The organism is Paenibacillus sp. FSL A5-0031 (assembly GCF_001956295.1).
Lineage (GTDB): Bacteria > Bacillota > Bacilli > Paenibacillales > Paenibacillaceae > Pristimantibacillus.
The window spans coordinates 158,859-184,699 of sequence record NZ_MRTD01000009.1; the positions used below are offsets into that span (position 1 = coordinate 158,859).

The 25,841-nt window shown below is 43.5% G+C and carries 24 protein-coding genes; 13 read left to right on the top strand and 11 right to left on the bottom strand.

Features of this window, described 5'->3' with window-relative positions; all coding sequences use genetic code 11:
• Nucleotides 1–76 precede the first annotated feature (76 nt).
• The 3 genes from BK120_RS17445 to BK120_RS17455 all read right to left on the bottom strand — a co-directional run bounded on the left by BK120_RS17445 (nucleotide 77) and on the right by BK120_RS17455 (nucleotide 3,772).
• Entirely contained in the window at nucleotides 77–1,690 is a 1,614-nt protein-coding gene (locus BK120_RS17445; protein ID WP_076268771.1) for an ABC transporter substrate-binding protein, read from the bottom strand.
• Nucleotides 1,691–2,316: 626 nt separating this feature from the next.
• Entirely contained in the window at nucleotides 2,317–2,541 is a 225-nt protein-coding gene (locus BK120_RS17450; RefSeq protein ID WP_076268884.1) for a hypothetical protein, read from the bottom strand.
• Between the two features lie 76 nt (nucleotides 2,542–2,617).
• Entirely contained in the window at nucleotides 2,618–3,772 is a 1,155-nt protein-coding gene (locus BK120_RS17455) for a GNAT family N-acetyltransferase (protein WP_076268772.1), read from the bottom strand.
• Between the two features lie 357 nt (nucleotides 3,773–4,129).
• Between BK120_RS17455 and BK120_RS17460 the strand changes: the two genes are divergently transcribed.
• From BK120_RS17460 to BK120_RS17480, 5 genes are all read left to right on the top strand, one after another.
• A complete protein-coding gene (locus tag BK120_RS17460) occupies nucleotides 4,130–5,014 on the top strand; it encodes a helix-turn-helix transcriptional regulator (RefSeq protein ID WP_083682114.1) in 885 nt (294 codons plus the stop codon).
• A 136-nt stretch (nucleotides 5,015–5,150) separates the two neighbouring features.
• Complete coding sequence (locus tag BK120_RS17465; protein ID WP_076268773.1) at nucleotides 5,151–5,594, top strand: OsmC family protein; 444 nt, start codon at nucleotides 5,151–5,153, stop codon at nucleotides 5,592–5,594.
• 188 nt (nucleotides 5,595–5,782) lie between these two features.
• On the top strand, nucleotides 5,783–6,235 hold the full coding sequence (locus tag BK120_RS17470) for a hypothetical protein (RefSeq protein WP_076268774.1): 453 nt from the start codon (nucleotides 5,783–5,785) through the stop codon (nucleotides 6,233–6,235).
• 306 nt (nucleotides 6,236–6,541) lie between these two features.
• Nucleotides 6,542–7,150 carry a TetR/AcrR family transcriptional regulator gene (locus tag BK120_RS17475; RefSeq protein WP_256710938.1) on the top strand — a complete coding sequence of 203 codons (609 nt, stop codon included), beginning with the start codon at nucleotides 6,542–6,544 and terminating at the stop codon, nucleotides 7,148–7,150.
• 159 nt (nucleotides 7,151–7,309) lie between these two features.
• Entirely contained in the window at nucleotides 7,310–8,053 is a 744-nt protein-coding gene (locus BK120_RS17480) for an SDR family oxidoreductase (protein WP_076268775.1), read from the top strand.
• Nucleotides 8,054–8,155: 102 nt separating this feature from the next.
• On the opposite strand, the gene BK120_RS17485 is transcribed toward BK120_RS17480, so the two are convergent.
• The gene (locus BK120_RS17485; RefSeq protein WP_054026376.1) at nucleotides 8,156–8,545 is read right to left on the bottom strand and encodes an SET domain-containing protein; all 390 of its coding nucleotides are present in this window, start codon (nucleotides 8,543–8,545) and stop codon (nucleotides 8,156–8,158) included.
• Nucleotides 8,546–8,730: 185 nt separating this feature from the next.
• On the opposite strand from BK120_RS17485, the gene BK120_RS17490 reads away from it, so the two are divergent.
• Entirely contained in the window at nucleotides 8,731–9,336 is a 606-nt protein-coding gene (locus BK120_RS17490; protein WP_083682116.1) for a hypothetical protein, read from the top strand.
• A gap of 181 nt (nucleotides 9,337–9,517) precedes the next feature.
• Here the strand turns inward: BK120_RS17490 and BK120_RS17495 are convergent, their stop codons facing one another.
• The gene (locus BK120_RS17495; RefSeq protein ID WP_076268777.1) at nucleotides 9,518–10,363 is read right to left on the bottom strand and encodes a Cof-type HAD-IIB family hydrolase; all 846 of its coding nucleotides are present in this window, start codon (nucleotides 10,361–10,363) and stop codon (nucleotides 9,518–9,520) included.
• A 15-nt stretch (nucleotides 10,364–10,378) separates the two neighbouring features.
• Entirely contained in the window at nucleotides 10,379–11,806 is a 1,428-nt protein-coding gene (gene pdxR, locus BK120_RS17500; RefSeq protein WP_076268778.1) for a MocR-like pyridoxine biosynthesis transcription factor PdxR, read from the bottom strand.
• A 130-nt stretch (nucleotides 11,807–11,936) separates the two neighbouring features.
• Here pdxR and BK120_RS17505 point away from each other — a divergent pair, with 130 nt between their 5' ends.
• The 3 genes from BK120_RS17505 to murI all read left to right on the top strand — a co-directional run bounded on the left by BK120_RS17505 (nucleotide 11,937) and on the right by murI (nucleotide 15,367).
• Nucleotides 11,937–12,404 (top strand): RidA family protein, encoded by a 468-nt coding sequence (locus BK120_RS17505; protein ID WP_076268779.1) that lies wholly within the window; start codon nucleotides 11,937–11,939, stop codon nucleotides 12,402–12,404.
• 126 nt (nucleotides 12,405–12,530) lie between these two features.
• A complete protein-coding gene (locus BK120_RS17510) occupies nucleotides 12,531–14,417 on the top strand; it encodes an LTA synthase family protein (protein WP_305953891.1) in 1,887 nt (628 codons plus the stop codon).
• Nucleotides 14,418–14,569: 152 nt separating this feature from the next.
• Nucleotides 14,570–15,367: a glutamate racemase gene (murI, locus tag BK120_RS17515; RefSeq protein ID WP_076268780.1), complete on the top strand. Its 798-nt coding sequence runs from the start codon at nucleotides 14,570–14,572 to the stop codon at nucleotides 15,365–15,367.
• A gap of 58 nt (nucleotides 15,368–15,425) precedes the next feature.
• Here murI and BK120_RS17520 read toward each other — a convergent pair whose 3' ends face one another.
• The gene (locus BK120_RS17520; RefSeq protein ID WP_076268888.1) at nucleotides 15,426–16,196 is read right to left on the bottom strand and encodes an exodeoxyribonuclease III; all 771 of its coding nucleotides are present in this window, start codon (nucleotides 16,194–16,196) and stop codon (nucleotides 15,426–15,428) included.
• Nucleotides 16,197–16,440: 244 nt separating this feature from the next.
• On the opposite strand from BK120_RS17520, the gene BK120_RS17525 reads away from it, so the two are divergent.
• The 4 genes from BK120_RS17525 to BK120_RS17540 all read left to right on the top strand — a co-directional run bounded on the left by BK120_RS17525 (nucleotide 16,441) and on the right by BK120_RS17540 (nucleotide 19,665).
• Nucleotides 16,441–16,893: a MarR family winged helix-turn-helix transcriptional regulator gene (locus BK120_RS17525; RefSeq protein WP_076268781.1), complete on the top strand. Its 453-nt coding sequence runs from the start codon at nucleotides 16,441–16,443 to the stop codon at nucleotides 16,891–16,893.
• A 26-nt stretch (nucleotides 16,894–16,919) separates the two neighbouring features.
• Nucleotides 16,920–17,534 (top strand): NAD(P)H:quinone oxidoreductase, encoded by a 615-nt coding sequence (gene wrbA, locus BK120_RS17530; RefSeq protein ID WP_076268782.1) that lies wholly within the window; start codon nucleotides 16,920–16,922, stop codon nucleotides 17,532–17,534.
• Between the two features lie 119 nt (nucleotides 17,535–17,653).
• A complete protein-coding gene (locus BK120_RS17535) occupies nucleotides 17,654–18,481 on the top strand; it encodes an AraC family transcriptional regulator (protein WP_083682118.1) in 828 nt (275 codons plus the stop codon).
• 131 nt (nucleotides 18,482–18,612) lie between these two features.
• A complete protein-coding gene (locus BK120_RS17540; protein ID WP_076268783.1) occupies nucleotides 18,613–19,665 on the top strand; it encodes a hypothetical protein in 1,053 nt (350 codons plus the stop codon).
• 380 nt (nucleotides 19,666–20,045) lie between these two features.
• On the opposite strand, the gene BK120_RS17545 is transcribed toward BK120_RS17540, so the two are convergent.
• The 4 genes from BK120_RS17545 to BK120_RS17560 form a co-directional block, all read right to left on the bottom strand.
• Nucleotides 20,046–21,455: a HEAT repeat domain-containing protein gene (locus BK120_RS17545; RefSeq protein WP_076268784.1), complete on the bottom strand. Its 1,410-nt coding sequence runs from the start codon at nucleotides 21,453–21,455 to the stop codon at nucleotides 20,046–20,048.
• Nucleotides 21,456–21,583: 128 nt separating this feature from the next.
• A complete protein-coding gene (locus BK120_RS17550) occupies nucleotides 21,584–22,975 on the bottom strand; it encodes an aldehyde dehydrogenase (protein ID WP_076268785.1) in 1,392 nt (463 codons plus the stop codon).
• Nucleotides 22,976–23,136: 161 nt separating this feature from the next.
• Nucleotides 23,137–25,089 carry an FtsX-like permease family protein gene (locus BK120_RS17555; RefSeq protein ID WP_076268786.1) on the bottom strand — a complete coding sequence of 651 codons (1,953 nt, stop codon included), beginning with the start codon at nucleotides 25,087–25,089 and terminating at the stop codon, nucleotides 23,137–23,139.
• Nucleotides 25,079–25,840, bottom strand: a complete 762-nt coding sequence (locus tag BK120_RS17560) for an ABC transporter ATP-binding protein (RefSeq protein WP_076268787.1) — start codon at nucleotides 25,838–25,840, stop codon at nucleotides 25,079–25,081. The genes BK120_RS17555 and BK120_RS17560 overlap by 11 nt, the downstream gene beginning before the upstream one ends.
• Nucleotide 25,841 lies beyond the last annotated feature (1 nt).

Here is a 25,841-nt window from a genome sequence, read left to right on the forward strand (position 1 = left end):
TTTAAAACGATAATCATTCTCAGTAACACTTTACCGTGTAATCTTGAAAATGACTATGGACTAAAATGATGTGTAGTCATGCAGATTTGTGACGTGAGGTCATCGCACGAAGCAGCTCTCGAAGCTGCGCTTGCGTAGAGATCGGGTCGTATCCGCAAAACATATCTGGCTCATTGAGTAGGTATACCTGCTTATTCTGGACAGCTTTCAGCTCAAGCCAGCGAGGGGAGCGAAATAAACGATCCATTTGGCTCAGTTCACGCGGGCAAGAAGGCAATGAAGTAATGAAAATATGGTCGGCCGGATAAGAAGCAATGGTTTCGATATCTGCTTCCACATATCCACGAGCGAAAAAGCCTTGTTCCAGCAATTCGGAGGGAGGCTGAAAGCCGAGATCATCATAAAGAATTTGACTGCCTCTGCCGTGACTGCTGCTGCAGCAATAAGCTTTGTTCGAATCAATCTCCCATACAACGGCGGTACCACGATAGCCAAGCTGGCGATCCAGCCTATGATTGCTTCTAATAATCAATTGATCATAATAGGCGAGCCATGCTTCAGCTGTCTGACGTTTATCTACAATGTCAGCAATCATAAGGAATTGTTCGCGCCAGTTCATCGTCATAAAAGGAAGTTCCACCACTGGCGCGAGCGGAAGCAGGCCTTTATTCTCTTCAGCCATGTTGTAGCTGATAATGACATCAGGCCTTGCGGCGGCGATCGCTTCATAATAGGTGGAGGGAGTTTGGCCATAGGTATTTAGCTTCTGACTGGTGTTTACATTCAACTTGTTATTGGAATGCTCCAACCAGGTTGTATAGACGCCTAGCTCTGGGATAACGCCGAGCGCCATTAGGCTAGCAGTGTGATTTAGATTCAATGCGGCAATCCGTTTGTGCTTCCGTTGATAAGCGGTGGGGGAAAGCCCGACAGCTTCTTTGAATTTACGGCTTAAATAAAAGCCTTCCTTATAGCCGACTTCTTGAGCGAGAGTATTCAGATCAGGAGCTCCGACAAGGATACGCCGCTGCGCGCTGCGAATTCTCAGCAAGGTCAGATAGGCATTGAAAGTGCGTCCTGTATTTTTGCGGAATGTACGTGAGAAATGCTCTTGGCTTACATGAGCTTGTTCAGCCATTTGCTCCCGCGTCAGATCCTTATTATAATGCGTCTCCATATATTGAATGGCATGTTCCAACCAGTAGTTGGAGGGCTGCTGCAAAGCATTACGTTCTTTGTACAGCTCGACAAGCAGCTCAATAAACAACTGTTGAGACTGAAGCGGTTCACTTAATTGGGGCTCTCTCCACACCGTTTCCAGCTCGCCGGCTAATCTAAGGATTCCGACTGGACAGCGATGCAGCGGTGCAGGGTGATTGAGCCCACGATGCTCGGAGCCCTCTGCAGTCAAGCAGCGGTAGGAAATCTGGATACCGCGCAGCGAGGGAGATGCCTTCCATTTTAATCGCTGATGGGCATCGCATAACACGACGCTTCCACGCGCTATCTCATACAGCTGATCGTTAATAGAAAGCTCAGCTGCACCGCTCGATACGATGAGAATACGGGAGAATGGCGCCAATTCTTCAAAGAAGCGGTCTGCCACCGTTTCATTATCTATTCTAGTTACTTGGACAGGCATATAAAATAAATGGGAGGCAAGGGACATTTCTTCACAAGCAGGGGACATAGGCAGTTCACTCTTTCTGGATGATGATAATTCCATCGACTTCTATCATTATAAATGATAACTGTTCTCAATTACAATGGATAGCGCTTATCATAAAGAAAAGGGGCTGTCCCATAAGCATCAAGTTCACGGAGGAATAGCTCGCGTTGAACGGAATAATTGGTAAATATATGAAAAATAGCAGTACAGGAGAGCTATTCCTGTACTGCTATTTTTAGCGTAATTCTCTTCTCCACCATATCCAGCATCTGCGATGCATGTTGTATGATTGTAATGTGCGTGAACCGATAGTGGAGAGTAAACAAGTGCAAAAGTGCATCTGTTTTTAATAAACAAGATTGAAATGATGCAAATAGGTGTACAAATACCTCTAAATTGAGCAGAATTGAAAAAGATTTGGTTAAATAAGTGCATTTCTGTGCTTAGATGAAGCTGCTGCAGGCGCTGCCGTAAAAGTCTTCGCATGACAGGGGAACATCCTCGTTTTCAAATGAAAGGACCCCTAATTCCACTGTATAGTGGAGCTTGAGGTCCTTTTTCTCGAATAATAAGTTATAAGTAGTGCTCAAAAAATCGCAATATGACTTTTAAAACGCCCCGTACTCTTGGTGGTCTGTGAATTGGTATTAGAATAACGGACCAGGCACGCTGCAGCCTGGAAAGGAATTAACATCTTGAATCGTATTAAGGGGATATTGCTTCGTCGCAAATTGACTCTGATACAAGTATTCCTGCAGCACTAAATTACCGCCGGTAATGCTGCATAAAACGCCCGTTACACCTTGTCCGTTCAGTAAAGAGACCCCAACTGGCTGGCCGACTAATCCTAAAGCCTTTGAATACCATGACATTTGAAGCATAAAAGAATCACCTCCACCATGCATTGTATGTTAGACATTGGCGGAGGGTAACAGAGGTCAACCTCTGTTACTTACATGCTTCAGCGAAAATACGAGCCATCTGCTCACTGTCCGCTTCTCTATAGACATAATCATGATAATGGGGCTTATGAATGCCCTGCCAACCTTTTTCCACCGCGCTTTTGTAATAATGTAGGGCACGATCCTGCTCTCCGGTCAAATAAAACAAGCAAGCGGCATTCCAATACAGCGCGGCATCTCCGTTCCAATCCCAGCCTTGATCAAGCGCTTGTGCGTAGCTCCATGCTGCGCGGGCATAGTCTCGTTCCACGCCATACCTTGTATCGCCGCGCAGATAGTGGTTCCCGTTAACGAGGAGATTGTTTAAAGGCAGATTCCACCCGAACAATACGGGGAAATCAATAAGAAGCTTGAACCCAGCAGCTATAGCGGTTTTTTGCGAGCCTATATTGCTTGACCAGCATTGCCAGCCTACTCTTGTCATGCCTCGTTGCTTCGCAAGTGAGAGTGCACCTAACGCTGTTTTTCGAGCCCATCCGTTGCCTCGATATTGTTCATCTGTTTGAATGCCGAGCTCACATTCATCCCCGACTACCCAATCGGTCAGGCACCAGCTGATGATGGCGGGTCCTTCATCCGTGTCTTGAATTGCAGCGCATCCAAAACCTCTATCCTCATAAGCTTCAATGGAGGCCCAGCCACCTTGAATTTCACTGATGATGCCATCGAGCCCTATTAACTCTTCTCTTTTAAGAAAGCTGCTATCTACCTGATAAATATGATCAGCAAGCGTAGTCTCTATGCCGTCCAGATCGTGAGTAAACGTCATTCGGCCGCTTCGCAGAGGTAGCAGATCCTTCATCACGAGGCTGAGCATATTTTCCCATTTCTCATCCGAGGGATAGAAGAGCACATAATCCAGCCGTCCGATCGCTGCAAGCTTGGGCAAAAACTCTTCTTTAAACAGCTTGTTAACTTCTTCGAAAAACAAATGATTTTCCGGACTGCCGCCTAAAAATATACCTTGAGGGCTTGTTAATACAGCTGTAGCGCTGTCAATGGACAAGAAAACTCTACCGTGCAAAACACCTTCAATGACACCTTGAATCGATAAATGGTGCTTCAAAGCTCCAAAAAGTGCTGCTGCTTTAGTGAAGTTTTCGCTGGCAAGTTCCGTTCCTATCGCTTTCGAAATATACATAAACTTATTTCCTCCCAGAAGTATGTGAGAGGTTTATTTGATTATAAATGTAAACCTCTCACATGTTTTTTGATTTGATTGTTCTTATTCAAACATCATCACTCCTTTGAACGTAGTAGAGGTCATACTCTAGGTGCTGGTTATACCATGTCTAAATTCATTATGCTTAGTGGAAATAGGCACGGCAAGGTGTTGTTTATTTATATTTAAACTTTACTGATTTCACACAAGTGCAATATCACCAAAAGTGATTTTTATTAAAATAGAGAATTAAGCTTGCAGCAATGACAACTTAGCAAAAAATATCAAAAACAGCCTTCTTCCTTCTGCTATTCTAGAGTCAAAGGAGGCGCACCTTTGATTACTCACAACATCATTCAAAAAAGTATCCAGTACATGGAGGATAACCTTCAGGATGAACTGACACTTGAACAAATAGCTGCACACGCTGGTTTTTCTCCATACCATTTTCACCGTTTATTCCGAAAGGAAGTAGGCATAAACATAGCGGATTATTTGAGAAGCCGCCGTCTCTGTTATGCATCTAGACTGCTGCTAAACACGGATGAAACGATCATTACGATTTCGTTGAACTGCTATTTTGAAAGCCAGGAAGCATTTACAAGAGCATTCAAGAAGATGTACAGCATGCCGCCGGGCCGTTACCGTAAAATGTTTACACCGCATACGTATTCTACTTTAGGAGGAGATTATATGGATCAAGCTTCACCTGTGAAAGACTGGTTCCTGACGGGAAGCCAGCCTCAAAACTATGAAATGGGAATTGACCGCAGCATCGTTCATCAAGGAAATGCATCGGGGTATTTGAAGGCGCTTATTGCAGAGGACCCGGGTCAATTTGGGACGATGATGCAGCAATTTAAAGCTGAGAAGTTTGTCGGTCGCAGAATGAGATTCACAGGTTTTGTAAGGACAAGCGGGGTTCAGGAATATTGCGGCTTGTGGATGAGGGTCGACAACAACGCACAGGATATTTTGCAGTTTGATAATATGAATAATAGAAAAATTATTGGCGATACGGGCTGGAATCATTACGCTATCGTATTAGATGTTCCTGCTAACAGCGCGACCATATCCATTGGTGTACTGCTTATGGGCAAAGGGCATGTATGGGTGGATAGCTTCAAGTTCGAAGAGGTTGATCTTAGCGTGCCAATAACTAATCTTGAGATGGAAAGCGAGCTGCTGGATGGACCGTCTAATCTTTCATTCGAGGAATAATAAAGAGTAGATAAGCTTGATGGCTGCGATTCCAAGGATTGACATAAATTTAGAATGAACATATAATACCTAGTAAATAACTTGGTTTTTTGTAAATGGTCTACAAAAAAGCCAATGAACTAGAGGAGACTACAAAATGGCTGTTCAAACGTTTAAAGCAACTGCTCAATTACAAGAAGGAGTAAAGGTTTTAACGAAGTCTAGACATTTCGAGCTCACGATCGATGAGCCCAAAAGCTTGGGCGGGACAGATACGGGGATGAATCCTGTTGAAGCGCTGCTCGCTTCATTAGGAGCTTGCCAATCGATTGTTGCTAGAGTTTACGCTCCAAAGTTTGATGTTAAACTGGATGATTTCAGAGTAGAGGTAGAAGGCGACATCGATCTTGATGGATTTTTCAATAAATCGGATGTACGTCCTGGCTACTCGGATATTCGCTATACCTTTCATATCAAAACCGATTCACCAAAAGAAAAGGTTGAGGAATTCGTGAAGTTTCTAGAGAGCAAATGTCCAGTTGGCGACACAATCGCTCATCCGGTTAACGTGAAACTAGAAAGCATCGTTATTGATCATTAATTTTAAGCTGTTCGCTATCATTAAATGTTCATACATAAAGACAAAGCAGGCTAGGTTTCTCCTTTATGAGGGGAGCCTGGTCTTTTTTTGTGCTATACATTTTTTTTCTTTTTGGATAAATGATTACTCGTAAGGGCATTATCCTTAAAAGTAACAAATACTTCACTTATTGAATAGGGAGGAACAAAATGAGTAGGTTTATGACAAAGCTCGTGTTGATCAGCATTTTTGCTCTGGCGATTGTTGCTCCTCAGGCAGCAAGTGCTAGGGAGCAGACCATACCAATGCTGCGCGAGGTGAAGCAAACATCGCCTAATCAGCTGCTCATCACTTACGACCAGCCGGTTGACAGAACAAAAGGCATAACGCCAACAAATTATTGGATTCAGAGTACAACGGATGTTACGCCAACAGGCATTGCAACCCTTGGCAAAAATGATCAAGTTAATCCAAGCAATTCATTAACAGCGAGTAAAGTATCGATAGCTGCGGCAGACAGTCAAAACCAAAGCTTTGTGCTTACCTTTAACCAGAACATATCCAAGGGTAAGTCCTACAAAATGATTATTTGTTACGTAACAACGCCTGGCGCACCTCCTTTTACTGGTGATAACGGCTCTGCAACCTTTATTGGTCAATAGCTCTCTTTTTTTCATAAAAGGGCGGGCTATACCTTTAAGTCATAAGCGCAAATAAAGCCGAATGCCTCTTACTAGAGGACATTCGGCTTTATTATTACAAAGTCATTATGTTGCAAGCATACGTTAAGATCTTAAATATTGTCTATCATGTTTGCTTGCGAATTAAATTGGCTTATATTTTAACAGCATATAAACGAATAACAAAATAACGATATTGTCATTACACTCTTGATTTGATATAGTAGGCTAAAATCACCGAGAGGGGGAGAGTGCTGAGCTATAGGATCTTCCAGCTGTTTGTACTGGATGAATCGCTCGCTGCCCAATATGACAAATGATCTTCCGTTGAATAAAGAAACGATTTTAGATGCAGCTGAACAGGTGCTTAGACGTTATGGGCCTGATAAAAGCTCGGTTGTGGATGTAGCTAAGGTGCTGCAAGTAAGCCATGGTACGTTGTATCGCCATTTTGCAAGTAAAGCTGCATTGCGAGAAGCGGTAACGGGGCGCTGGCTGGAGAGATGCATCGCATTGCCTTTAGAAGCGATAGCCAATCAAACCGGCGGCAGCTCTTCAGAGCGCTTGCGTTTATGGATGGAGACACTCATCAGCAGCAAACGGAATTATGCAGCCAATGATTCAGAGATGTTTGCGATGTACGCGGCTGTTACTGTAAATGCGGTTGATATGATCACCGATCATGTGAATCGATTGATTGGGCAGGTCACGCAAATTATAGATGAAGGGATACGTTCAAACGAATTTAAGTCTGGAAATGCCGAGAGTCTGGCGAAGGCCGTTTTTTTTGCAACATCGAAATTTCATCATCCTGCACATGCCAATGAATGGTTGGCAGAAGACATTGATGAACAATTCAAATTCGTATGGAATTTACTGCTTAGTGGAATCCTATAATGTGAAGCCCCATGATGATTTTAATCAGAGGGGCTTTTTTATTTATAGATAAATCTTCTTTAAACAAAATGACAAATAATAAAAAATGTCACTTGATATTTGTCTGTCACGAGAATATAATCAGAGCATAATGATGTAGATGCCAAGGAGGGAATAGTTTTGGAGAATCGTTTAGCTGGGAAAGTAGCATTGGTAACGGGAGCGTCAAGGGGAATTGGTCGGGAGATTGCAGAGCAATTAGCGGGTAAAGGTGCAAAGGTTGTTGTGAACTTCACGAGTAGCCCAGGTAAAGCAGAAGAAGTAGTAAATGGTATTAAGCGTTTAGGTGGTGAAGCCATAGCGATTCAAGCTGATATTAGTATCGTGGCAGAAGTAGAGGCTATGTTCAGCAAAACGATAGAAGCTTTTGGACAAATAGATATTCTTGTGAATAACGCGGGTATTATGATCACGAAGCCGATTGCTAATATGACAGAGGAAGACTTCGATAAGCAGTTCGCTATTAATGTGAAGGGCACATTTTTTGCTTGCCAGCAAGCGGCTTTGCATATGAACGCTAACGGAAGAATTATCAATTTCTCGACTTCGGTTGTTGGCGCGATGTTCCCAACGTATAGCGTATATGCAGCGACGAAAGGCGCAGTTGAACAGATCACTCGCCAGCTGGCGAAGGAGCTTGGTCCAAAGGGGATCACCATTAATGCGATTGCACCTGGTCCTGTTAACACGGAGCTCTTTAAGGTAGGGAAATCAGAAGAGCAAATAGCGGGTATTGCCAATATGAATGCATTCGGAAGATTGGGTGAACCTGAGGATATTTCGAGTGTGGTGCTGTTTTTGTCCAGTGACGAGTCACAGTGGGTGACAGGTCAGACGATTCGGGTGAATGGTGGTTTTGTATAATTTGTTGTGAACGAAAAAGACGAGTCCGATCGCAGTTTCTGCGGAACGGGCTCGTCTTTATTTACGCCGTGAAGCTTAGAATAAGGGCGGAAAGCTCACTTGCTATTTTTCGTCCTCATTCACTTTCTCATCAAACCACATCGGATCATCGTTATCCACGTTGTAGTTGATAAGAAGCTCTTCGCCAGCTTTTACGTCTGAGTAAGTAAAGAAGTTAACGACATGATTGTCAAAATCAAGATCGTGATAAGCATTTGGGGTATAGGAATGGTTGAACAACATGCCGTATCCAAGCAGGATCGCAGTGTGATTAGCGCCATACTCAAACACGTAATCAGCAAGCATTGTTTTCTCTATGTGCTCATGCTCCTCATTCGGGAAAGGAATGACTGGGGCTTCATGAAACAGTACGCCTTTTGCAATATCAACCTTCGCAAATACTCCTCTATTAAATTCTCCATCGCTAAGCTTAGAAGTCTTTACCTCAATCATGTTAGTCACCTACGGTTCTTTAGTCTAAGGAGCTCGTTGCCATTGCATTAAGCTCGCTCACCTTAGGTAATATATCAATTTAATGAGTAAATAGCCAGCGGCTTCGGTAAACGTTATTTCATAACGATCCATTATTGTGGGAACATTTATCATTTTCAGCCCGTCTAGGTTATGAGGTGATGATGATGAACCAAAAAATTCTGATATACCTTTTATGTGGAGTCATTCTGTTAAGTACAGCACTTATTGTTAACCCTAAAGCAGCTTTCGCATGCTCGTGTGCAATGTCGCCGTCTGCAGAGACGCAGGTAAAAGATGAGCTTGGACGCAAGACCGCCATTTTCACTGGAAAAGTAATAAAGGTAACACAGCCTCCTAAGAAAAAAACGATGTCATCTGCTGATCTCGTTCAAGTAGACTTTGAAGTAGCAACGGTATGGAAAGGAAAACTCAAGCAGCAGACAGCTGTATATACAGCGATGAGTTCTGCAAGCTGCGGATATGAAAAATTTAATGCAGGTGATACCTATATCGTGTCTGCTAATGACAGATCAGGAAAGCTTGAAACAGGGATATGTGATTTAACGAAGCTGGTTTCTGCTGCAGGAGAAGAGTTGAAGGTATTAGGCAATGGTTATAATCCGCTGCCCTTAAGCGCTGGCGAGGTTTTGCCTAGCAACGGTGGTAAGGCTAACGAAAGCGGACCAACAAAGCTGCAGATCATCATAGGTGCGCTAGCCCTTTTTATGATCATTGGGATTGTTGTTGTGCGAGCAAGACGTCGTCAATAAAGCGATGAGGAATGTTATATTTATAGGTTGTATATGTGCAAAAAGACGAGAACGAAGAAGAAGCTGTCTCAGAAGGTCGATGACCTTGGGGCAGCTTCTTCTTTCATTCACACGATAGGTTTTTATTGTACTTCGCGCAAAGGAAGCAGCTATCCAGCAATGATGCTTTTAGATATACAGCCTAAGACTGCTCCTCAATCACACGCTCAATATACTTCGCTACTCCATCCTCATCGTTGCTCTCTACGACTAACGTGGACAGCTCAATGAGAGTGGGATGCGCATTGGAAACAGCGACCTTGGTGCCGGCAGCTTCAAACATCCCTAAGTCATTCAAATTATCACCGAACACTGTAACGTCCTCAGGCGTACATTGCATCAGCTCCGCCCACTGCTTCAAGCCTTCTTTTTTATTGGCTTTGCTGTGGCTAAATTCTAGAAAATAATGATCTTTTATATATTGATCCTTCATGAGATGAACATGAACCCGATCGCCGAATGTGCGCTGTACTTCATCCTTAAGCGGCTCAAGCTCATGCAGCAAGCCAATATAGGTCACAATCAGCGTCCTAAAGGCATTCGAGCATTCGAGCAGCGGCATTTCTCCAAAACGAGGATCATTAGGGCGGCTCTCGTAGAAGGTTATGTCGCCAATTCGCAGCAGCTTCTCATGAAATACACGTTCCTTATCCTCCGCATCAAGCGCGAACAAGAAGGGAATTAGACCTTGTTTTCTTCCTAGATCAATAATTTGATTTGTTGATTCGTTATCCAGCCAGTATCCGCCTATGACCTTAGATGAAAGGGGATCAAAGACAACCGCGCCATTATATAAAACGATCGGATACTTCCACGGAATGACAGATACAATTTTGTTGGAGCTCATATAGCTTCTTGCCGTTGCATAACTAATGATGATACCTTGCTTCATCGCATGCTTTATGACGTTAATCGTATGCTTGGACAAGGTAGCATCCGATTGAAGCAGCGTTCCATCGAGATCTGTAAGGAAATGATTGTTTGCCATTAATAAAGCCCCCTGTTATTCAAGATTAGGAGATAGGGCTCCCACCCATGCTTTCGCGAGCCGGCGTATCCCTCGTTCCATTTCTTTCTCGTTTAGTCCGCCGAACCCCAAGTATAATCTTGCAAAACGACTGGGCAGGACAGGCGTATCCTGTGCAGCATACACGTAAACATCCTCCGAAGCAGCAAGCTTAATCAGCTCCTCGGCACTGCACGTTGTTTGAACAGCGATTTCCACATGCATCCCTGCAGAATCACCATGAACTTGCACATACTCGGGCAAATAATTGTCAATGAGTTCAAGCAGCTTTGCACGTTTTTTACGATAAAGATTGCGAACCTTCCTTACATGCCTGTACCAATGCCCTCGTTCCATGAACAGCTGCATGGCCCACTGATCGATGCGCGATGGACTTGTAAGTGTGTGCTCTATAGATTGCAGCTTGCTGAGCAGCGGAGTCGGGACAACCATATAATTCATACGCAGCGCGGGTGTGAAGGCTTTGGAAAACGTCCCAATATAAATGACGCTGCCCTGATGATCCATTCCTTGGAGGGAAGGGATGGTTTTGCCCGAATAACGAAATTCTCCGTCGTAGTCATCCTCAATGATATAGGCGCTGTTTGTGCTGGCCCAGTGGAGCAGCAGCTGCCTAGTGGAGTACGGCAATGAGCTCCCAGTAGGACGATGTGAAGGAGTGACATATAAGATTCGAATTTGTTTGTCTTCTAATATAGATACGAAGTTCTCCATGTTATGGACGGGGACAGGAGCGACGTTGTAGCCGTGCTGCTGGAAGGCAGCTCTTACCTGAGCGATACCGGCTTCTTCGACTGCAATTGTCGATGCACCTTGTAGCAATTTAGCGAGAATTTGTGTGCTGTAAGAAAAACCTGATCCGATAATGATTTGTTCAGGCGTGCAATTGACGCCTCTTGAACGCTTTAAATAGTAAGACAATTGCAAACGCAAATCATATTCGCCCCGCGGATCGCCATACTGATGAACATAGTTCGCATGGAGAGATAATGCATCATGAAGAACGGATTTCCATGCGCGAATGGGGAATGATTGTCCGTCCACGGCGAGCAGGCTGAAATCGACGACTGCGTCGTTTTGGATAGGAATCGGAATGGAATGACGGTGTAAGCTAGCATGCTCTTCCGAGATCTCTTTATGAAACGTTGCGGCAGCAGGAGTTAATTGTGATTGTATGACAAATAGACCGGCGCGCGGCTTGCTAACCGCATAACCTTCTTCCAGCAGCATGTGATACGCCGTTTCAATTGTCGTTTTGCTAAGCTTCGATTGCTCGCGGAGCGATCGTATTGATGGCAGCTTTGTTCCATCCGCTAAAGCACCAGATTGGATGAGTTTCCGTAAATGTCTGTACAACACCAAATAGACAGGACCTTGCTCTTCTTCTGAAAGGTTGATATCCATCTTATCTCCACACAATCTGACCCTTAAAATTCATATAAATCTGACGCTGTTTTAGAGGTCAATTTCAGTATAAACTTTGGCATAGGCTTCCATCAATAACAAGAAATATAAATGGAGAGAAGGGGTTGCTATGCCGCAAGTAGAAGGAACTATAGAAAGTAGATTAGCAACATTGGGAATTATTGTACCGAAGGCGAGCGAGCCCGCAGCTAAATACGCTAACTGTGTATTTTCAAATGGACTTCTGTTTGTTTCGGGAAAAGGTCCTTCGGCCGCGATAAAAGGGAAGCTTGGCAACGAGTTCACGACAGCAGAAGGTTATCAACTTGCTAGGCAGACAGGAATTGAAGTTCTCGCCGTATTAAAGCATTCACTAGAGCGGTTGGATCTTGTGACCCGCGTAGTAAAGGTACAAGGTTTTGTGAATGCTGATCCGAGCTATGAAGAGCATCATAAGGTGCTCGATGGCTTCTCGGATTTGATGGTGGAGGTATTTGGCGAGAGAGGAATTCATGCACGTTCGGTCATGGGGGCGAGCTCCTTAAGAAATCAGCTGCCGATCATTGTTGATTCTATTTTTGAAGTGGCCACGGCATAAAGTCTACTAATTATTAGCCGTTGCATTTGCTTTTATATTGCCTTAACATTAAAGTTTAAGAAAGCCGTCAGGTGATGACGGTTTTTTTATATTTAATGAAGTGCAAATATCTAAGGAGTGAGCGTCTTGCAGTTTTTCCCTAAACGTTATGACAGATCACTGTTTATCGTTATATTCATCTTTATGATGTTGAAAATGCTCCTGTTTCGCCATTTCGTCTTTTCGGGCATACAGGTGAAGAGCTTGCTGCCTGATGCGGCAGCCGTACTTGCACTGCTTCTGCTGCTGGAGCTAATCACCTCTGCGAGGTGGAGAGGAGCCGTATATGGGCTCGTGAATGCCGTGTTTTCCTTGCTGCTATTTGCTTCAACGGTGTATGTCAGTTATTACGGAACAGTGCCTACTTATACCGCACTGCACGGACTTGACCAGGTGCTGCAAATTAGGACAAGCGTAGGGTCAATTATTTTGCCTGCTTATTATATTTACTTTCTGGATGTTGCCGTCTTGGCAGCTCTATATATTGTTAAACGTGTCAGAGGAGTACGCAGCGATGGGCGCAAGCGAATTGCGAAACCTCTGTATACAGCTATTGCAGCTGTTCTATGTATTGCAATCTCGGGTGGATTCATTTGGTCTGCGAGTACGATTCCGAACGAGATTGTGAAAGCTGAGAATTTAGGCTATATCAATTATCAGGTAGCGGCAGCGGTTAAGGCGAGCACAGAGCAGGCTGCGCTGAAAAATGGCAATGTAGAAGAAACAGGGGCTGATGCGATAGCGCTCAAATCCTCCTATTTTGATCAAGCTGGAGATATGGTCGTTGCAGGCATGCCTAATTATTTCGGATCTGCCGAAGGTAAGAATGTAATTGTCGTTCAAATGGAGGCATTCCAAAACTTTGCCATCAATTTGTCTGTCGGTGGTCAGGCGGTTACACCTGTTCTTAATCAGCTAGCGAAGGAAAGCTTCTATTTTCCTTATGTATTCCAACAAATTGGACAAGGGAATACTGCGGACGCTGAATTCATGTCGAATACTTCAATCTATCCAACCGGGGATATGGCGATGTCTACAGGCTATGGTGATCGAGAGCTGCCGAGTCTTCCCAGACTGCTTGGAGAAAGCGGGTACGAATCTGAAACCTTTCATATCAATGATGTGACTTTTTGGGATCGCAACCGAATGTATCCTGCGCTAGGTTTTACGGCATATTATGATAAAGCATCATTTAAAAATGATCATTTTAATTCTTTTGGCGCATCGGATGAGGAGCTTTACAGGGTCGGTCTTGAAAAGCTTCAGGATATGAAGGAGCAAGGCAAGTCTTTTTATGCTCAATTCGTAACTGCATCGAGTCATCATCCTTTTAAGGTTCCAACGGAGCTTCAGCATATTACGATGCCGGATTCCTTGCAGGGTACGCAGCTGGGCAATTATTTGACGGCATTAAATTATACCGATTATGAACTTGGCCGTTTTATTGAGGGGCTCAAAGCGAGCGGCATGTGGGAAAACACGGTTTTGGTCGCCTATGGCGATCACGCTGGTCTACAAACGACAGACAATGATCCTGCATGGGTTAGTGAGCAGCTTGGCATCGACTATGACGAGCAAATTAGCCGCTTAAACATCCCGCTTATTGTTCATGTACCAGGCGTAGAGGGGAAAACCGTTAATCAGGTTGGCGGTCAGGTTGATATTATGCCGACCGTTACAAATCTGCTAGGCATATCGCTTGATGACCAAGCTTTTACGACGTTTGGTCATGACTTGCTTAATATTTCTCAAAATGTAATTGGTATGCGGTATTATTTGCCGACAGGATCATTTTTTAATAATGACATCTTATTTATACCAGGCAAAGGCTTTGAGGACGGAACTGCCGTCGATATTAGAACGAAAAAGCCGGTAGCCGACTTCAGCAAATATCGTGGAGATTATGATTATATACTGGAACTCATGAAGCTTTCAGATGATTATGTACGTCTGCTGCCGAAGCGGGCACCATAGAAGCAGATGAAATGCCTCTTGTCTATCCGGACTTGAGGCATTTTTTTCTTCGCAAATGCAATTATAAGCTTTTATGGAGGCAGGCAATGAGGTAAGATGGATATAGCTACAGAAGGTACTCTATTCCAATAAACGTAAGGAATCGATGAGACATGCGAATTGGTTTTTTTGATTCAGGGCTTGGCGGGCTTACCGTATTAGCGGAGGCACTTCAAAGACTACCTGATAAGGATTTTCTTTATATGGCGGACACGCTCCACGTTCCCTATGGGACGAAGTCAGAGGAAGACGTGAAAGCGTACATTTTTGAAACGGTTGGTTTAATGATGGAAGAGGGCATAGATGCATTGGTCGTGGCTTGCAATACTGCGACTAGTATTGCAATTAACGAGTTAAGAGAGCGTTATTCCCTGCCCATTGTCGGCATGGAGCCTGCTGTTAAGCCAGCAGTAGAAATGAACCGAGCAACAGGCAAAAGGGTACTCGTCTTCGCAACGCAGTTAACGCTACAATTGCCAAAATATTACGCACTCGTGTCACGCGTGGATGAGATGGGAATCGTGGATTCACTGCCTCTGCCGGAGCTTGTGCGTTATTGTGAGGCGCTGCAATTTGATAAACAGATTATTAACGAATATTTCCGGGCAAAGCTCGCAAACTATGATTTAGACAATTACGGAATTATCGTACTTGGCTGTACACATTATCCTTTCTACAAGGATATATTGAGGGAGCTGCTTCCTGCTCATATCGAGATTGTGGATGGGAATGTGGGAACGGTGAAACGCCTATCAGCATTATTGAGCCGCTATGGTATTCCCGGAGGCGGAGGCAACGGAAACGTTCGCTTTATGTGCTCGGGCCAAGAGCCTGCTTACATGGACAAGATGCAAAAGGCACTTTCGATTTTACGTGAAAAAAATGTTTTAACTCAGTCACTTCAAAGCTAATTCGAAGCAAAAGGCGGGCAGCGCTCATCATGAGTGCTGCCCGCCTTTTTTATGACGATTATATGATTGCCGGCGGTTCTTCCAAAGTAAGCAAAACAGGACAATGATCGCTGCCCAAAATATGAGTGTCAATGGACGCATCGATGAGCAGTGGGCTCAGTCTTGAAGAGGCTAAGAAATAATCGATCCGCCATCCCACGTTCCGCTCGCGCACCTTCATCATGTACGACCACCAGCTGTACACATCCGTACGATCCGGGTAAAAATGTCTGAATGTATCGAGGAAGCCAGTTGCTAGCAGCTCCGTCATCTTGCCACGCTCCTCAAGCGTAAAGCCAGAGTTGCCTAGATTAGGCTTCGGATGCTTAAGATCAATTTCCTGATGGGCTACGTTCAGATCACCGCAAACAATGACAGGCTTTAAGGCATCAAGCTGCTGAAGGTAACCGCGGAAGCGATCTTCCCATTCCATTCGGTAATCCAATCGCGATAAGTCGCGCTTGGCGTTAGGCGTATATACCGTAACTAGATAGAATCCTTCAAACTCCAGCGTAATGACTCGGCCCTCTGGCTCCGAGTTTTCCTCAATACCATAGTGCACGGAGAGTGGCTTTAGCCTAGTGAAAACAGCCGTGCCAGAGTAACCTTTTTTAACTGCGTAATTCCAATATTGCGAGTACTCCTCACCAAGCTCCATACTGATTTGTCCATCTTGCAGCTTCGTTTCTTGCAGGCAAAAAATATCTGCATCCGTTTCCTTGAAATAATCGTTAAAGCCTTTCGTTACGCATGCCCGTAAACCATTTACGTTCCAAGATACTAGCTTAATCATGATCTATCTCCTTACGTTTTCTAGCATTACGTACTAGTTTATCATATTTTCTTCAAAGGACTGTTGGAAACATCATGCTCTATAGTTAAAAAAGGCTGTGCTAAGCGATTAGACACTTGCTAGACAACCACTTTGCGTGTGGTAAAAGTTGGTTGACATGTCTTTAGCCTAATGATAGGATAAAAGTATGCTAAAAATAGGAAATACGATTTTAAGATAAATGCAGCAAGGAGGCATGGGCATGAATCAACAAAGTGAACAGAGCCAGCTTGATCTTCGGTTATTTCGTATATGGTTCAAAGCGTCTAAGGCAGTTGGCGACAATGTCCGCAAGGATATTGAAAGCCATGGCATTAGTCAGGAACATTTTATGATATTGGAGCTTTTGTATAGCAAGGGCCCTCATCCGATACAGAAAATAAGTGAAAAGTTCTGCATTCCAAGCGGAAGCATTACCTATGTAGTTGATAAGCTTGAGAAAAAAGGATATGTAAGACGAGAGCCAAGCGCTACCGACCGTAGAGGCTCAAATGTCATTCTTACCGAAGCGGGGCAAATATTGTTTGATGATATTTTTCCGAAGCATGCAGATGTCATTACACGCAATTTGAGCTCTGTAAGCAACGAGGATAAAGAGAAGCTTATTGAGCTATTAAAAACGATCGGCATTAATGCAGAACAACTGAGCGAATAACATAAACGTTTAAGGGGATGTATCAGATGACAACGATTAATCTTGCTATTATATATTACAGTGTAACGGGAACAAATTATCAAATGGCGCAGTGGGCTGCAGAGGGTGCGAAAGCAGCTGGAGCTGAGGTGAAAATATTGAAGACGCCTGAGCTTGCCTCAGAAGAAGCAATACAAGCTAACCCTATCTGGAGAACTCATGTTGCAGAAACGCAAGATATACCTGAGGTTACCTATAAGGATCTGGAATGGGCGGACGCTATTATATTTAGTATTCCATCCCGCTTTGGCGGTATGCCTGGTCCTGTTAAGCAGTTTCTTGATTCGACAGGCTCACTTTGGTTTAACGGCAAGCTAGTCAATAAAGTAGTCAGCGGAATGACTTCGGCGCAGAACGCGCATGGCGGTCAAGAGCAAACCATCCTTGGACTATACACTTCAATGTATCATTGGGGAGCGATAGTAGCTGCACCGGGTTATTCGAGTCCAGTTACCTTTGAAGCTGGCGGCAATCCATATGGGACAAGCGTGACGGTGCAAGGCGGGAAAATGGTTGAGGATGTAAAAGCAGCTGTGGAATATCAAGCTAAGCGTACAGTCAATGTTGCGCAGTGGGTCAAGCAAGGGCTCGCTCAAGCTTAAGCAGAAAATAAGAAGAGGCAGAGGGATACTGCCTCTTTTTTTTGTGCTATTATGGTATGGTAATCGCAGCGATCTTCGATGAACAATGGGTATGACAGCCTTGAAAGGCGGGAATAACGGTGAACGCAAGCAAAAGTACATTTTGGAAGTCCTATATGAGCGGTTTGAAATTGCATGTTGCCATAGCCGACTATACGAAGGTGCCGCTTTCGTGGAAGGACGATAATTATACGACGGATGTGAATAAGCTATATTATATCCAAGAGGGCGAAGGGTACATTAAGGCCGGGAATCAAATTTATTATCCAAAGCCCGGTGATCTGTGTCTGCTGCCCGCAGATGTCGTACAATCCTATGGAACGATTAATACGAATACTTACGGAAAATATTGGTGTCACTTTACTGCAAAAATAGATAATTTCAACCTGTTTCAACTGCTCGAAATGCCCGTCATGATATCGATATCCGATCACGAAGGCTTGAAGGGTAAATTTGAAAGGCTAGTGCACCATCATAAGAGTGAAGACTGGACATCCGAGCTGCAGCTGCAGTCGGCGTTTCTTGAGATTATGGCGATGATGCTGGAGCAGGCTGAGGATGTGACAATTAAGACACCGGCAACCAGCTCATTTGAGAAGCTGAATGTCGTGCTGACCTATATTGAAGAGCATTTATCGGAAAATATTACAGTAGATACTCTTGCTCAGCTTGTACATTTTCACCCTAATTATTTTATACGCATGTTCAAAAATACGACAGGGCTCTCACCTATACAATATGTGAATCGCAAGCGTATGGACAAAGGACGGCAGCTGTTATCCTTTACTTCACTTAGCATCTCGGCAATTGCTGAATCTCTAGGAATGGATGCCACTTATTTCTCTCGTTTATTCAAAGAGTATATGGCTTTGTCACCGAGCGAATATAGGGAGCTTTCACTGAAATGATTAATTAATAAACCGTCGCTATTTAATGCGACGGCTTTTTTTGTGAGTACAAACAAAATGTTTCCATTTTCTTCACATGAGGGAATTGAACGGCGTTATTTTTACCCCTATATTAGATAATGAAAAGGGAAATGGAAGGGAGTGTTTATGCCATTAACAAACTTTATAAAAAGAATATTAGTTTCTTTATTGCTTCAAGCTTCATTATCATATTGCTCGATCTTCTATTTGCTAATTCTGTTCTAATTAAAGAGAATGATCAACTGCTGACACTTGGCATTGCATTAGATTTTGTCGTTGTTATCCCATTATTGCTGTACTTTCTATGGTTTCGCGAACTAAAATTCAAGATCGCATCCATCATTCCATTTGCTCTTCTGGGTTATTTAGCATTAGCGTTATTTGTACCAAACACCGATCAAGAAACGATGAACGCTATAAAATATTTCCTTATCCCGCTGCCGCCATTTATTCTAGCTTTAAAAATCTATGATATTGCAGCTGCCTATAAGCGTTATAGAAAAGTTGATGATCACCCTATAGAAACACTTCGGAAAAGTCTAGAAGAGACCATTCGCCATCCCAAAATTTCAGCTTTGCTCACGCATGAATTATCTATTTTTTATTACGCCTTGTTCGCATGGAGAGAAAAACCGTTCGTTCGAACGGGGGCTGCCTCGTTTAGCTATCATAAAAACTCTAACAAGCTGATAACCTTACTCGTATTTTCGAAAGTATTGATTATTGAAGGGGTATGCATGCATATTCTGCTTGCGCAATGGTCGCATACCGCTGCATGGTTACTCTCATTAGGAAATGTGTATATTATTATGCTGCTAATTGCTGATTACCGAGCGATGTGCTTAAATCCTATTTTGGTATGGGATCAACAAATAAGATTTCAGTACGGCATTCAGTTGTATTCGGATATGAATATCAATACTGTTGCATCCATTTCGGTCATTAAATTCGAGAAATTAGCTAAGGATAAAATGAAGAAAACGATGAAGATTCTGGATACAGAACCGAATGTGCATATAATATTAAAAGAAGAAATCACGGTTATTACGGCGTTCGGGATTCGAGAACAAGTTGACCAAATCTATTTATTTGTAGATAATCCTTATGAATTTCAAACGAAATGCCAGCAGTTGATGGAGGTAAGCAAAAAGGACAGCGAATAGTTCGCTTGCCCTGTTACGCTTTCGGATTAGTATTTTCTCTAACGAACTGTATCATGCTTATTATGCAGAAAATGATCTTATTCAAACGCTAACGAACCTGATTGGCGTTATGTCATGCTCGATAGGGTGATATGAGCTGTTTTTCTCGAAATAGCGATGCTGGAGTTCGTTGCAATAATAATTCCTTGCAAATGGTCTAAATAAGAGCTGCTGAGTTCGCAACAGCGGTGCAGCGTACGCCAAAAACAAAGGAGCTAAGCAGATTCAAATCGCTTAGCTCCTTTGCTATTCCGAACTTTTTCCCATGACTAGGATTGTTCTGCACAACTAATTCTTTTGGGACAATCTTTTTTGCTGCAAGTATAAGAATTCCGATGGAATCAAGGATAAAAGCTGTTTGCAGGCGTAGTTGTCGAACACCAGCGGGAATTGAATAGTGATTTGATCAAAATATCCTTCGCTTCATCCGTGCCGATATAGCGCAGTGCTTCTAGAGCATGAGCTCTTACATAACGGTTCTCGTCATCGAGTACTGCCGCCAAAGCGGGAACGGCTGCTGCCGCTGCAGCACCCATGCGGGACAAGGACAGTCCAGCTGTAAATCGTACTTGAACATCCTCATCGGACAAGGCTGTAATAAGACCCTTCACTGCAATTTCTGAAGAATTAGACAAAATGCCAAGTGCTTCAACGACTGCAATTCTTACTGTCGCGTCGGAGTGGGACAGAAGTTCAACAAGCTTTGGAAGCGCGGATTCAGCGTAGCTGCGCAGCTCGCCAAGCGCGAAAATAGCATGTTGTACAGTTTCTGAGCGATCGCTGTCTAGTGCGTCAATTAATCCGCTTACTGCATCTGAGCCTGCGATGGACAGTCCATAAGTAGATGTGCGTGATACGTCTAATCTCTCATGATGAAGACCAGCCAGCAGTACTTTCACGCCTGGAGCGCCATATTTAGCAAGCTCATAGGCTGCATTCAAGGCATTTGGTTCGAAGCTATCTTCCAAAGCCGTTGCCAGTGCGGCTAATTTCTCTTCGTTTGCTTCCGCAGTGTTTGCTAGACTGCCTAGCTTGCCTGACATCCAGTTCCATGTTTCTTCCCACATGTCTTCGTGGTTTGCGATTGGCAAGGCAAGGTCAGCTGGCTCTTTCCACTCCGAAATCAGATTATTCCATGAAGGCTTAGTTGGAACAGCTGTGCGCATAAATTCAAATTTAAGCATGTAACGAGCATTGCCTAATACATTTGGTGTTGAACGGTGCCAGATATCATAGTGGATGAGTGCAAATGTACCTGCTTCACCGCTAGCGAAAGCTTCTCCTTGCACCTCGTCAGAGGCGAAGGTACGCGACTCGTAATTTTGTGTGCCAGGCACAACGCTAGTAGGCCCAAGCTCAATTGGCGTGTTTTGCGGGAAGTACATAATCATAGCCCACCATGGGTGGTGGTTGCGCATACGGGAGTAGCCCCAGTAGCTGTCCTTATGCCAACCGCCAGCAACCGGCTGTGCATTAAAGTGGCCATGGCGATGGGCATGCAGCATGTAGTTTGGACCCAGTACGCTTGTTAATGCGCCTGTAATAACGGGGCTGTCGAAAGCCTGTTGTATTTCCCTAATTCGCGGCAGTAGGTTGTTGCCGGGATTGCCTTCCTCGTCATAAACTTTTCCAAGTTCAGCTGTCATGGCTTGATGGAAGGATTCAGGGAAATCTGTTTTTAGAATAAGAAAACCTTCAGTTATAAACTTTTGCATTTGCTCGTCAGTGAGTAGAAGCGGTGATTGATTCATATAATGGATGACCTCCTAATGTTGTGGTGATAAACCGATTATATGAGAAGTCGAACCAATGCTACATACACGAAACTAAGTGAAGCTTGCATAAAACTAACTTCCTGTTTGTCAGCCAAAAAAGCTGCTCATTTGAGCAGCTTTTTAATATTTTTTAATTTTCCAGCATAAGGAGGGAAGACGAGCCCAAGCTCAAACTTAGTGCTTTTCTTCAAAATACTCTTCTGATGCGAGAACAGATCAAAGCTGTATTTGCCATGATAGGCTCCTACACCTGAGCTGCCAACACCGCCAAATGGCAAATAGGGATTAGAGACGTGCATAATCGTATCGTTAATACAGCCGCCGCCGAAAGAAACACGGCTCATAACCTCATCCTCCAGCGCTTTATTCTCAGTAAATAAGTAAAGGGAAAGCGGCTTTGGATGAGCGTTAATCATTCGAATGGCCTCATGCATATCTTGGTACTCCATAACAGGCAAAAGAGGGCCAAATAATTCTTCTGACATCGCTGCGCTATCCCATGAAACGCCATCCAGTATCGTCGGTTCGATAAAGAGGTCTTCGCGGTCTGTGCCTCCTCCATAAACGATGCTGGATTTGTCTTGCTCTAGAATGGAAGCAAGCCTGTCAAATTGGCGTTGATTAATGATTCGACCATAATCTTTGTTGCTTTGTATAGAAGATCCATAGAAGGATTGGATGACTTCCTTCATTTTTGCGACTAGCTTTTCTTTAATATCCTGATGAGCCAGCACATAGTCGGGTGAAATACAGGTTTGGCCGGTATTCATTAATTTGCCCCAGATGATCCGCTTGGCAGCGATCTCGAGGTTAGCGGAAGAATCTACGATGACAGGGCTTTTTCCTCCGAGCTCAAGCGTGACAGGCACAAGGTTTTTGGCAGCCGCCTCCATAACGATTTTGCCGACGGCGATGCTGCCTGTGAAAAAAATATAATCAACCTGCGCGTGAATGAGCAATGAGGTCGTTTCCTTTTCCCCCTCAATGACTTTAATGTAGGTGGGATCAAAGGTTTCATTGATGATTTTACTTATTAAAGCTGAAACATGAGGCGAGCTTTCGGATGGTTTGAGAATGGCACAGTTGCCTGCGGCAATGGCTCCGATAAGCGGCTCGATGACAAGCTGGAATGGATAGTTGAAGGGACCAATAATTAAAGCTGTGCCGTAGGGCTCCTTCATAATACGGCTGGATGATGGAAATAGATAAATCGGAGTTTTCACCTTCTGCGGCTTCATCCACTTTTTGAGATGCTTCATGACATGTCGAATGCTATTGGTTACGATTATAATTTCTGTCATATGGGTCTCTAGTTCGCTTTTGCGAAGGTCTTGATAAAGCGCCTCGACGATTTCCTGCTCATGACGCTGTATGGCTTGCAGCAATCGTTGCAATTGATTCAGCCTAAAGTGCAGCTCCTTGGTCTGGCCTTGTTCGAAAAATGTTTTTTGCTCTAGCACAATCTGTTCAATATCTGCTGCTGTTAATGAACTCATTTCCGCAACCCTCCTTACATATCCACATCTTAACAGGTAATGAATCGAACTTCCACTTGGATATTGAGTTAGCGATCTCGTTTTTTTGCATATTAACACACAAAGAAAAACAGGGTACCCGTCCTCTGAAAATCAAAGAGGGATATCCTGTTTAGATGGTATTAAAGTGCTTCTTTAATGATTTTTTTGTAATAAGAGACGGAAAGAATTCCGAATATGGAGTAAAGGATGGTATATAGCAGCATGACGATAATCATCGGAGTTAAAAGCTCTGTTCCAAAGAAAAACCATCCGGATTTGACTGCAAAATAGCTGTGAAGCAGCCCAACCACTAAGGGAATGCCAAAGTTGAACATTTGTTTTATTTTTATGCCCCTTAACAAATCAGCCCTTGTGAAGCCGAGCTTTCGAAGGATGGTATAGTTCGGCTTTTCCTCTTCGCTTTCTCCCATTTGCTTAAAATAGAGAATATTGCCGGATGTGATAAGAAAGGTTAGTCCAAGGAAAGCAACGATAAACATAATCAAGCCCATCGTTTGTTTTTGCTGGTTGCTTGTATTAAGCTGAGAATCATTTCTGTTGTGTTCAGAGAACTTCATCTCATTGAATAGCTGAGTCGCTTCTTTTAGATCAGAACGATCTTTCATATTAATTCCGATATGCAGGGTAGAGTGTTTCTGAATAGCCGGATCAAGATGATTATTTAAGCGCTCAAAAACAGAATCATCGACGATAACTACAGGCAATCCGCCGCTTTTAAACCACCATGAGACGATGGGCTGCTCCTTAAGTCCGATATATTGTTGTGGAATACTTTGAGTAGGATTCACTAATTGTACAGGCCCTGAGTCCTTCAAAGACATGAACTGTTTGAGCATGCTGCTGTAACCGGAGAGATAGATCTCGTCTTTAGACAGCTGAATGCCGTCAACAGACTTTTCGCTGACAACGGGCAAGGTCATCATATCCGAATTCCCAGCCACGCTTACCCCTTCCAGATTGTTATTCATAATACTCTTCACATTGACGTCTACCTGAATGACAGGAATGGTTTTTTCGGTATACGGCAGCTTGTTTTTGTTTAGAGCTTCTTTAAACTGCTCCGCGTCCTGAACGTTCATAAATGCAAAATGTTCGGGAACATTGTTTTTGGCCGTTTTTTCGGCAGAGTAATAAGAGATATAGCTTAAGGATAATAAGCCGATAGCAAGCGCCGACACGGTCGTAATGATCGTGAGCAGCAGCGCATTTGATTTCATCCGGAACATAATAGACGAGAGAGATAAGGTTTCATTTATGTTAAGGTAACCGTTTTTCTGCTTTCGGATCACGTTGAAAATAAAGCTGACCGATCCTTTATAGAAAAGGAAGGTTCCAAGGATGACGGAGCCGAGTATGCCGATCATGGCAGCAAAGAGCGCGGTCATCGTCACAAACTTACCGCCGAACAGTTCGGAAGAAATATAATAGCCCAGCGCTATCAAAAGCAATCCGGCAATGCCGATTAGCATTTCCAGAATAGACACTCTTCTTGCTTTGCCTTCTGTGACGGAATTCACTCTAAACAGCGATAATATCGTTTGTTTTTTTATAAATAAATAGTTCATCAACATAATCAGAAGATAAATAACTAAAAAAATAATGATGGTTTGCTTGAATGCTTGGGTGGAGAAATGCAGCTCAGCGGCCACCTCAACACCGATCGTTTTAAATAAAATCATAATAATTAATTTGGACACAGAGAAACCGACCAGAACCCCAAGCAGGATGGAGCCGAAATAAAGAAAAAAGTTTTCCAGCGTCAGAATGCGGAAAATTTTATTTTTGGTCATTCCGATAAGCTGAAATAAGCCGATTTCCTTGCTGCGCCTTTTAATAAAGATGGTATTGGCGTACAGCAGAAAAATAGAAACGATTCCAACGAGCAAATAAGAAGCAGTCTTAATGGCAGCAGCCCCTTTAACAGAGCCTTTCGCCTCATCCATGGCAGGATCAAACTGCAGGGTGACAAAGGCGAAATAAAGAGCAGCGCTAAACACGAGAGCAAACACATAGAGATAATAGTTTTTTAAATTCTTTTTTAGATTGCGGAAAATGAGTTGATTAATGCTCATGGTGCACCCCGCTTAGTACACTTTGTGTTGCCATAATATCGTTGAAGAAGTTTTGCCGCGTTTGTTCTCCCTTATAAAGCTGAGAATAGATTTGTCCATCCTTGATGAAGATGACTCTGCTGCAATAGCTGGCAGCTACCGGATCGTGAGTAACCATGGCGATGGTAGCTTGTCTTTTTTGATTTAAACCGCTCAGCTTGTTCAGTAAATCAGAGGCGGATTTGGAATCAAGGGCACCTGTCGGTTCGTCAGCGAAAATAATGCTTGGTTCATGGATAAAGGCTCTTGCAGCGGATGTACGTTGCTTTTGACCGCCAGATATTTCATTCGGATACTTATTGCGGAGCTCATAAATGCCAAGCTCGGTCGCTACCGCCTGAAACTTACGCTCAGCTTCTTTTTTTGGCGTCTTCGTAATCGACAGCGGCAATAAAATATTTTCTTTGACCGTTAGCGTGTCTAACAAATTGTATTCCTGAAAAATAAAGCCTAAACGATTTTTACGAAATTCAGCCAATTGTTTTTCTTTTAACCCAGAAATAACTTTCCCTTCGATTTTAATCGAGCCGCTGCTAATGTGGTCAATCGATGAAAGCACGTTAAGCAAGGTCGTTTTTCCTGAGCCGGATGCGCCCATGATGCTGACGAATTCCCCTTTTTCAATGCTAATATCAAGCCCGCATAATACTTCCTGCTTATTGAATTTATTTCCGTAAATTTTATGAATTTTGGTTGCTTCCAGAATGAACATG

Excerpts from the sequence above, each read along its gene's own strand:
- BK120_RS17445 (WP_076268771.1), bottom strand. The coding sequence starts at position 1,690 with ATGTCCCCTGCTTGTGAAGAAATGTCCCTTGCCTCCCATTTATTTTAT.
- BK120_RS17450 (WP_076268884.1), bottom strand. The coding sequence starts at position 2,541 with ATGTCATGGTATTCAAAGGCTTTAGGATTAGTCGGCCAGCCAGTTGGG.
- BK120_RS17455 (WP_076268772.1), bottom strand. The coding sequence starts at position 3,772 with ATGTATATTTCGAAAGCGATAGGAACGGAACTTGCCAGCGAAAACTTC.
- BK120_RS17465 (WP_076268773.1), top strand. The coding sequence starts at position 5,151 with ATGGCTGTTCAAACGTTTAAAGCAACTGCTCAATTACAAGAAGGAGTA.
- BK120_RS17470 (WP_076268774.1), top strand. The coding sequence starts at position 5,783 with ATGAGTAGGTTTATGACAAAGCTCGTGTTGATCAGCATTTTTGCTCTG.
- BK120_RS17475 (WP_256710938.1), top strand. The coding sequence starts at position 6,542 with ATGAATCGCTCGCTGCCCAATATGACAAATGATCTTCCGTTGAATAAA.
- BK120_RS17485 (WP_054026376.1), bottom strand. The coding sequence starts at position 8,545 with ATGATTGAGGTAAAGACTTCTAAGCTTAGCGATGGAGAATTTAATAGA.
- BK120_RS17490 (WP_083682116.1), top strand. The coding sequence starts at position 8,731 with ATGAACCAAAAAATTCTGATATACCTTTTATGTGGAGTCATTCTGTTA.
- BK120_RS17495 (WP_076268777.1), bottom strand. The coding sequence starts at position 10,363 with ATGGCAAACAATCATTTCCTTACAGATCTCGATGGAACGCTGCTTCAA.
- pdxR (WP_076268778.1), bottom strand. The coding sequence starts at position 11,806 with ATGGATATCAACCTTTCAGAAGAAGAGCAAGGTCCTGTCTATTTGGTG.
- BK120_RS17505 (WP_076268779.1), top strand. The coding sequence starts at position 11,937 with ATGCCGCAAGTAGAAGGAACTATAGAAAGTAGATTAGCAACATTGGGA.
- murI (WP_076268780.1), top strand. The coding sequence starts at position 14,570 with ATGCGAATTGGTTTTTTTGATTCAGGGCTTGGCGGGCTTACCGTATTA.
- BK120_RS17525 (WP_076268781.1), top strand. The coding sequence starts at position 16,441 with ATGAATCAACAAAGTGAACAGAGCCAGCTTGATCTTCGGTTATTTCGT.
- wrbA (WP_076268782.1), top strand. The coding sequence starts at position 16,920 with ATGACAACGATTAATCTTGCTATTATATATTACAGTGTAACGGGAACA.
- BK120_RS17540 (WP_076268783.1), top strand. The coding sequence starts at position 18,613 with ATGGAAGGGAGTGTTTATGCCATTAACAAACTTTATAAAAAGAATATT.
- BK120_RS17545 (WP_076268784.1), bottom strand. The coding sequence starts at position 21,455 with ATGAATCAATCACCGCTTCTACTCACTGACGAGCAAATGCAAAAGTTT.
- BK120_RS17550 (WP_076268785.1), bottom strand. The coding sequence starts at position 22,975 with ATGAGTTCATTAACAGCAGCAGATATTGAACAGATTGTGCTAGAGCAA.
- BK120_RS17555 (WP_076268786.1), bottom strand. The coding sequence starts at position 25,089 with ATGAGCATTAATCAACTCATTTTCCGCAATCTAAAAAAGAATTTAAAA.
- BK120_RS17560 (WP_076268787.1), bottom strand. The coding sequence starts at position 25,840 with ATGTTCATTCTGGAAGCAACCAAAATTCATAAAATTTACGGAAATAAA.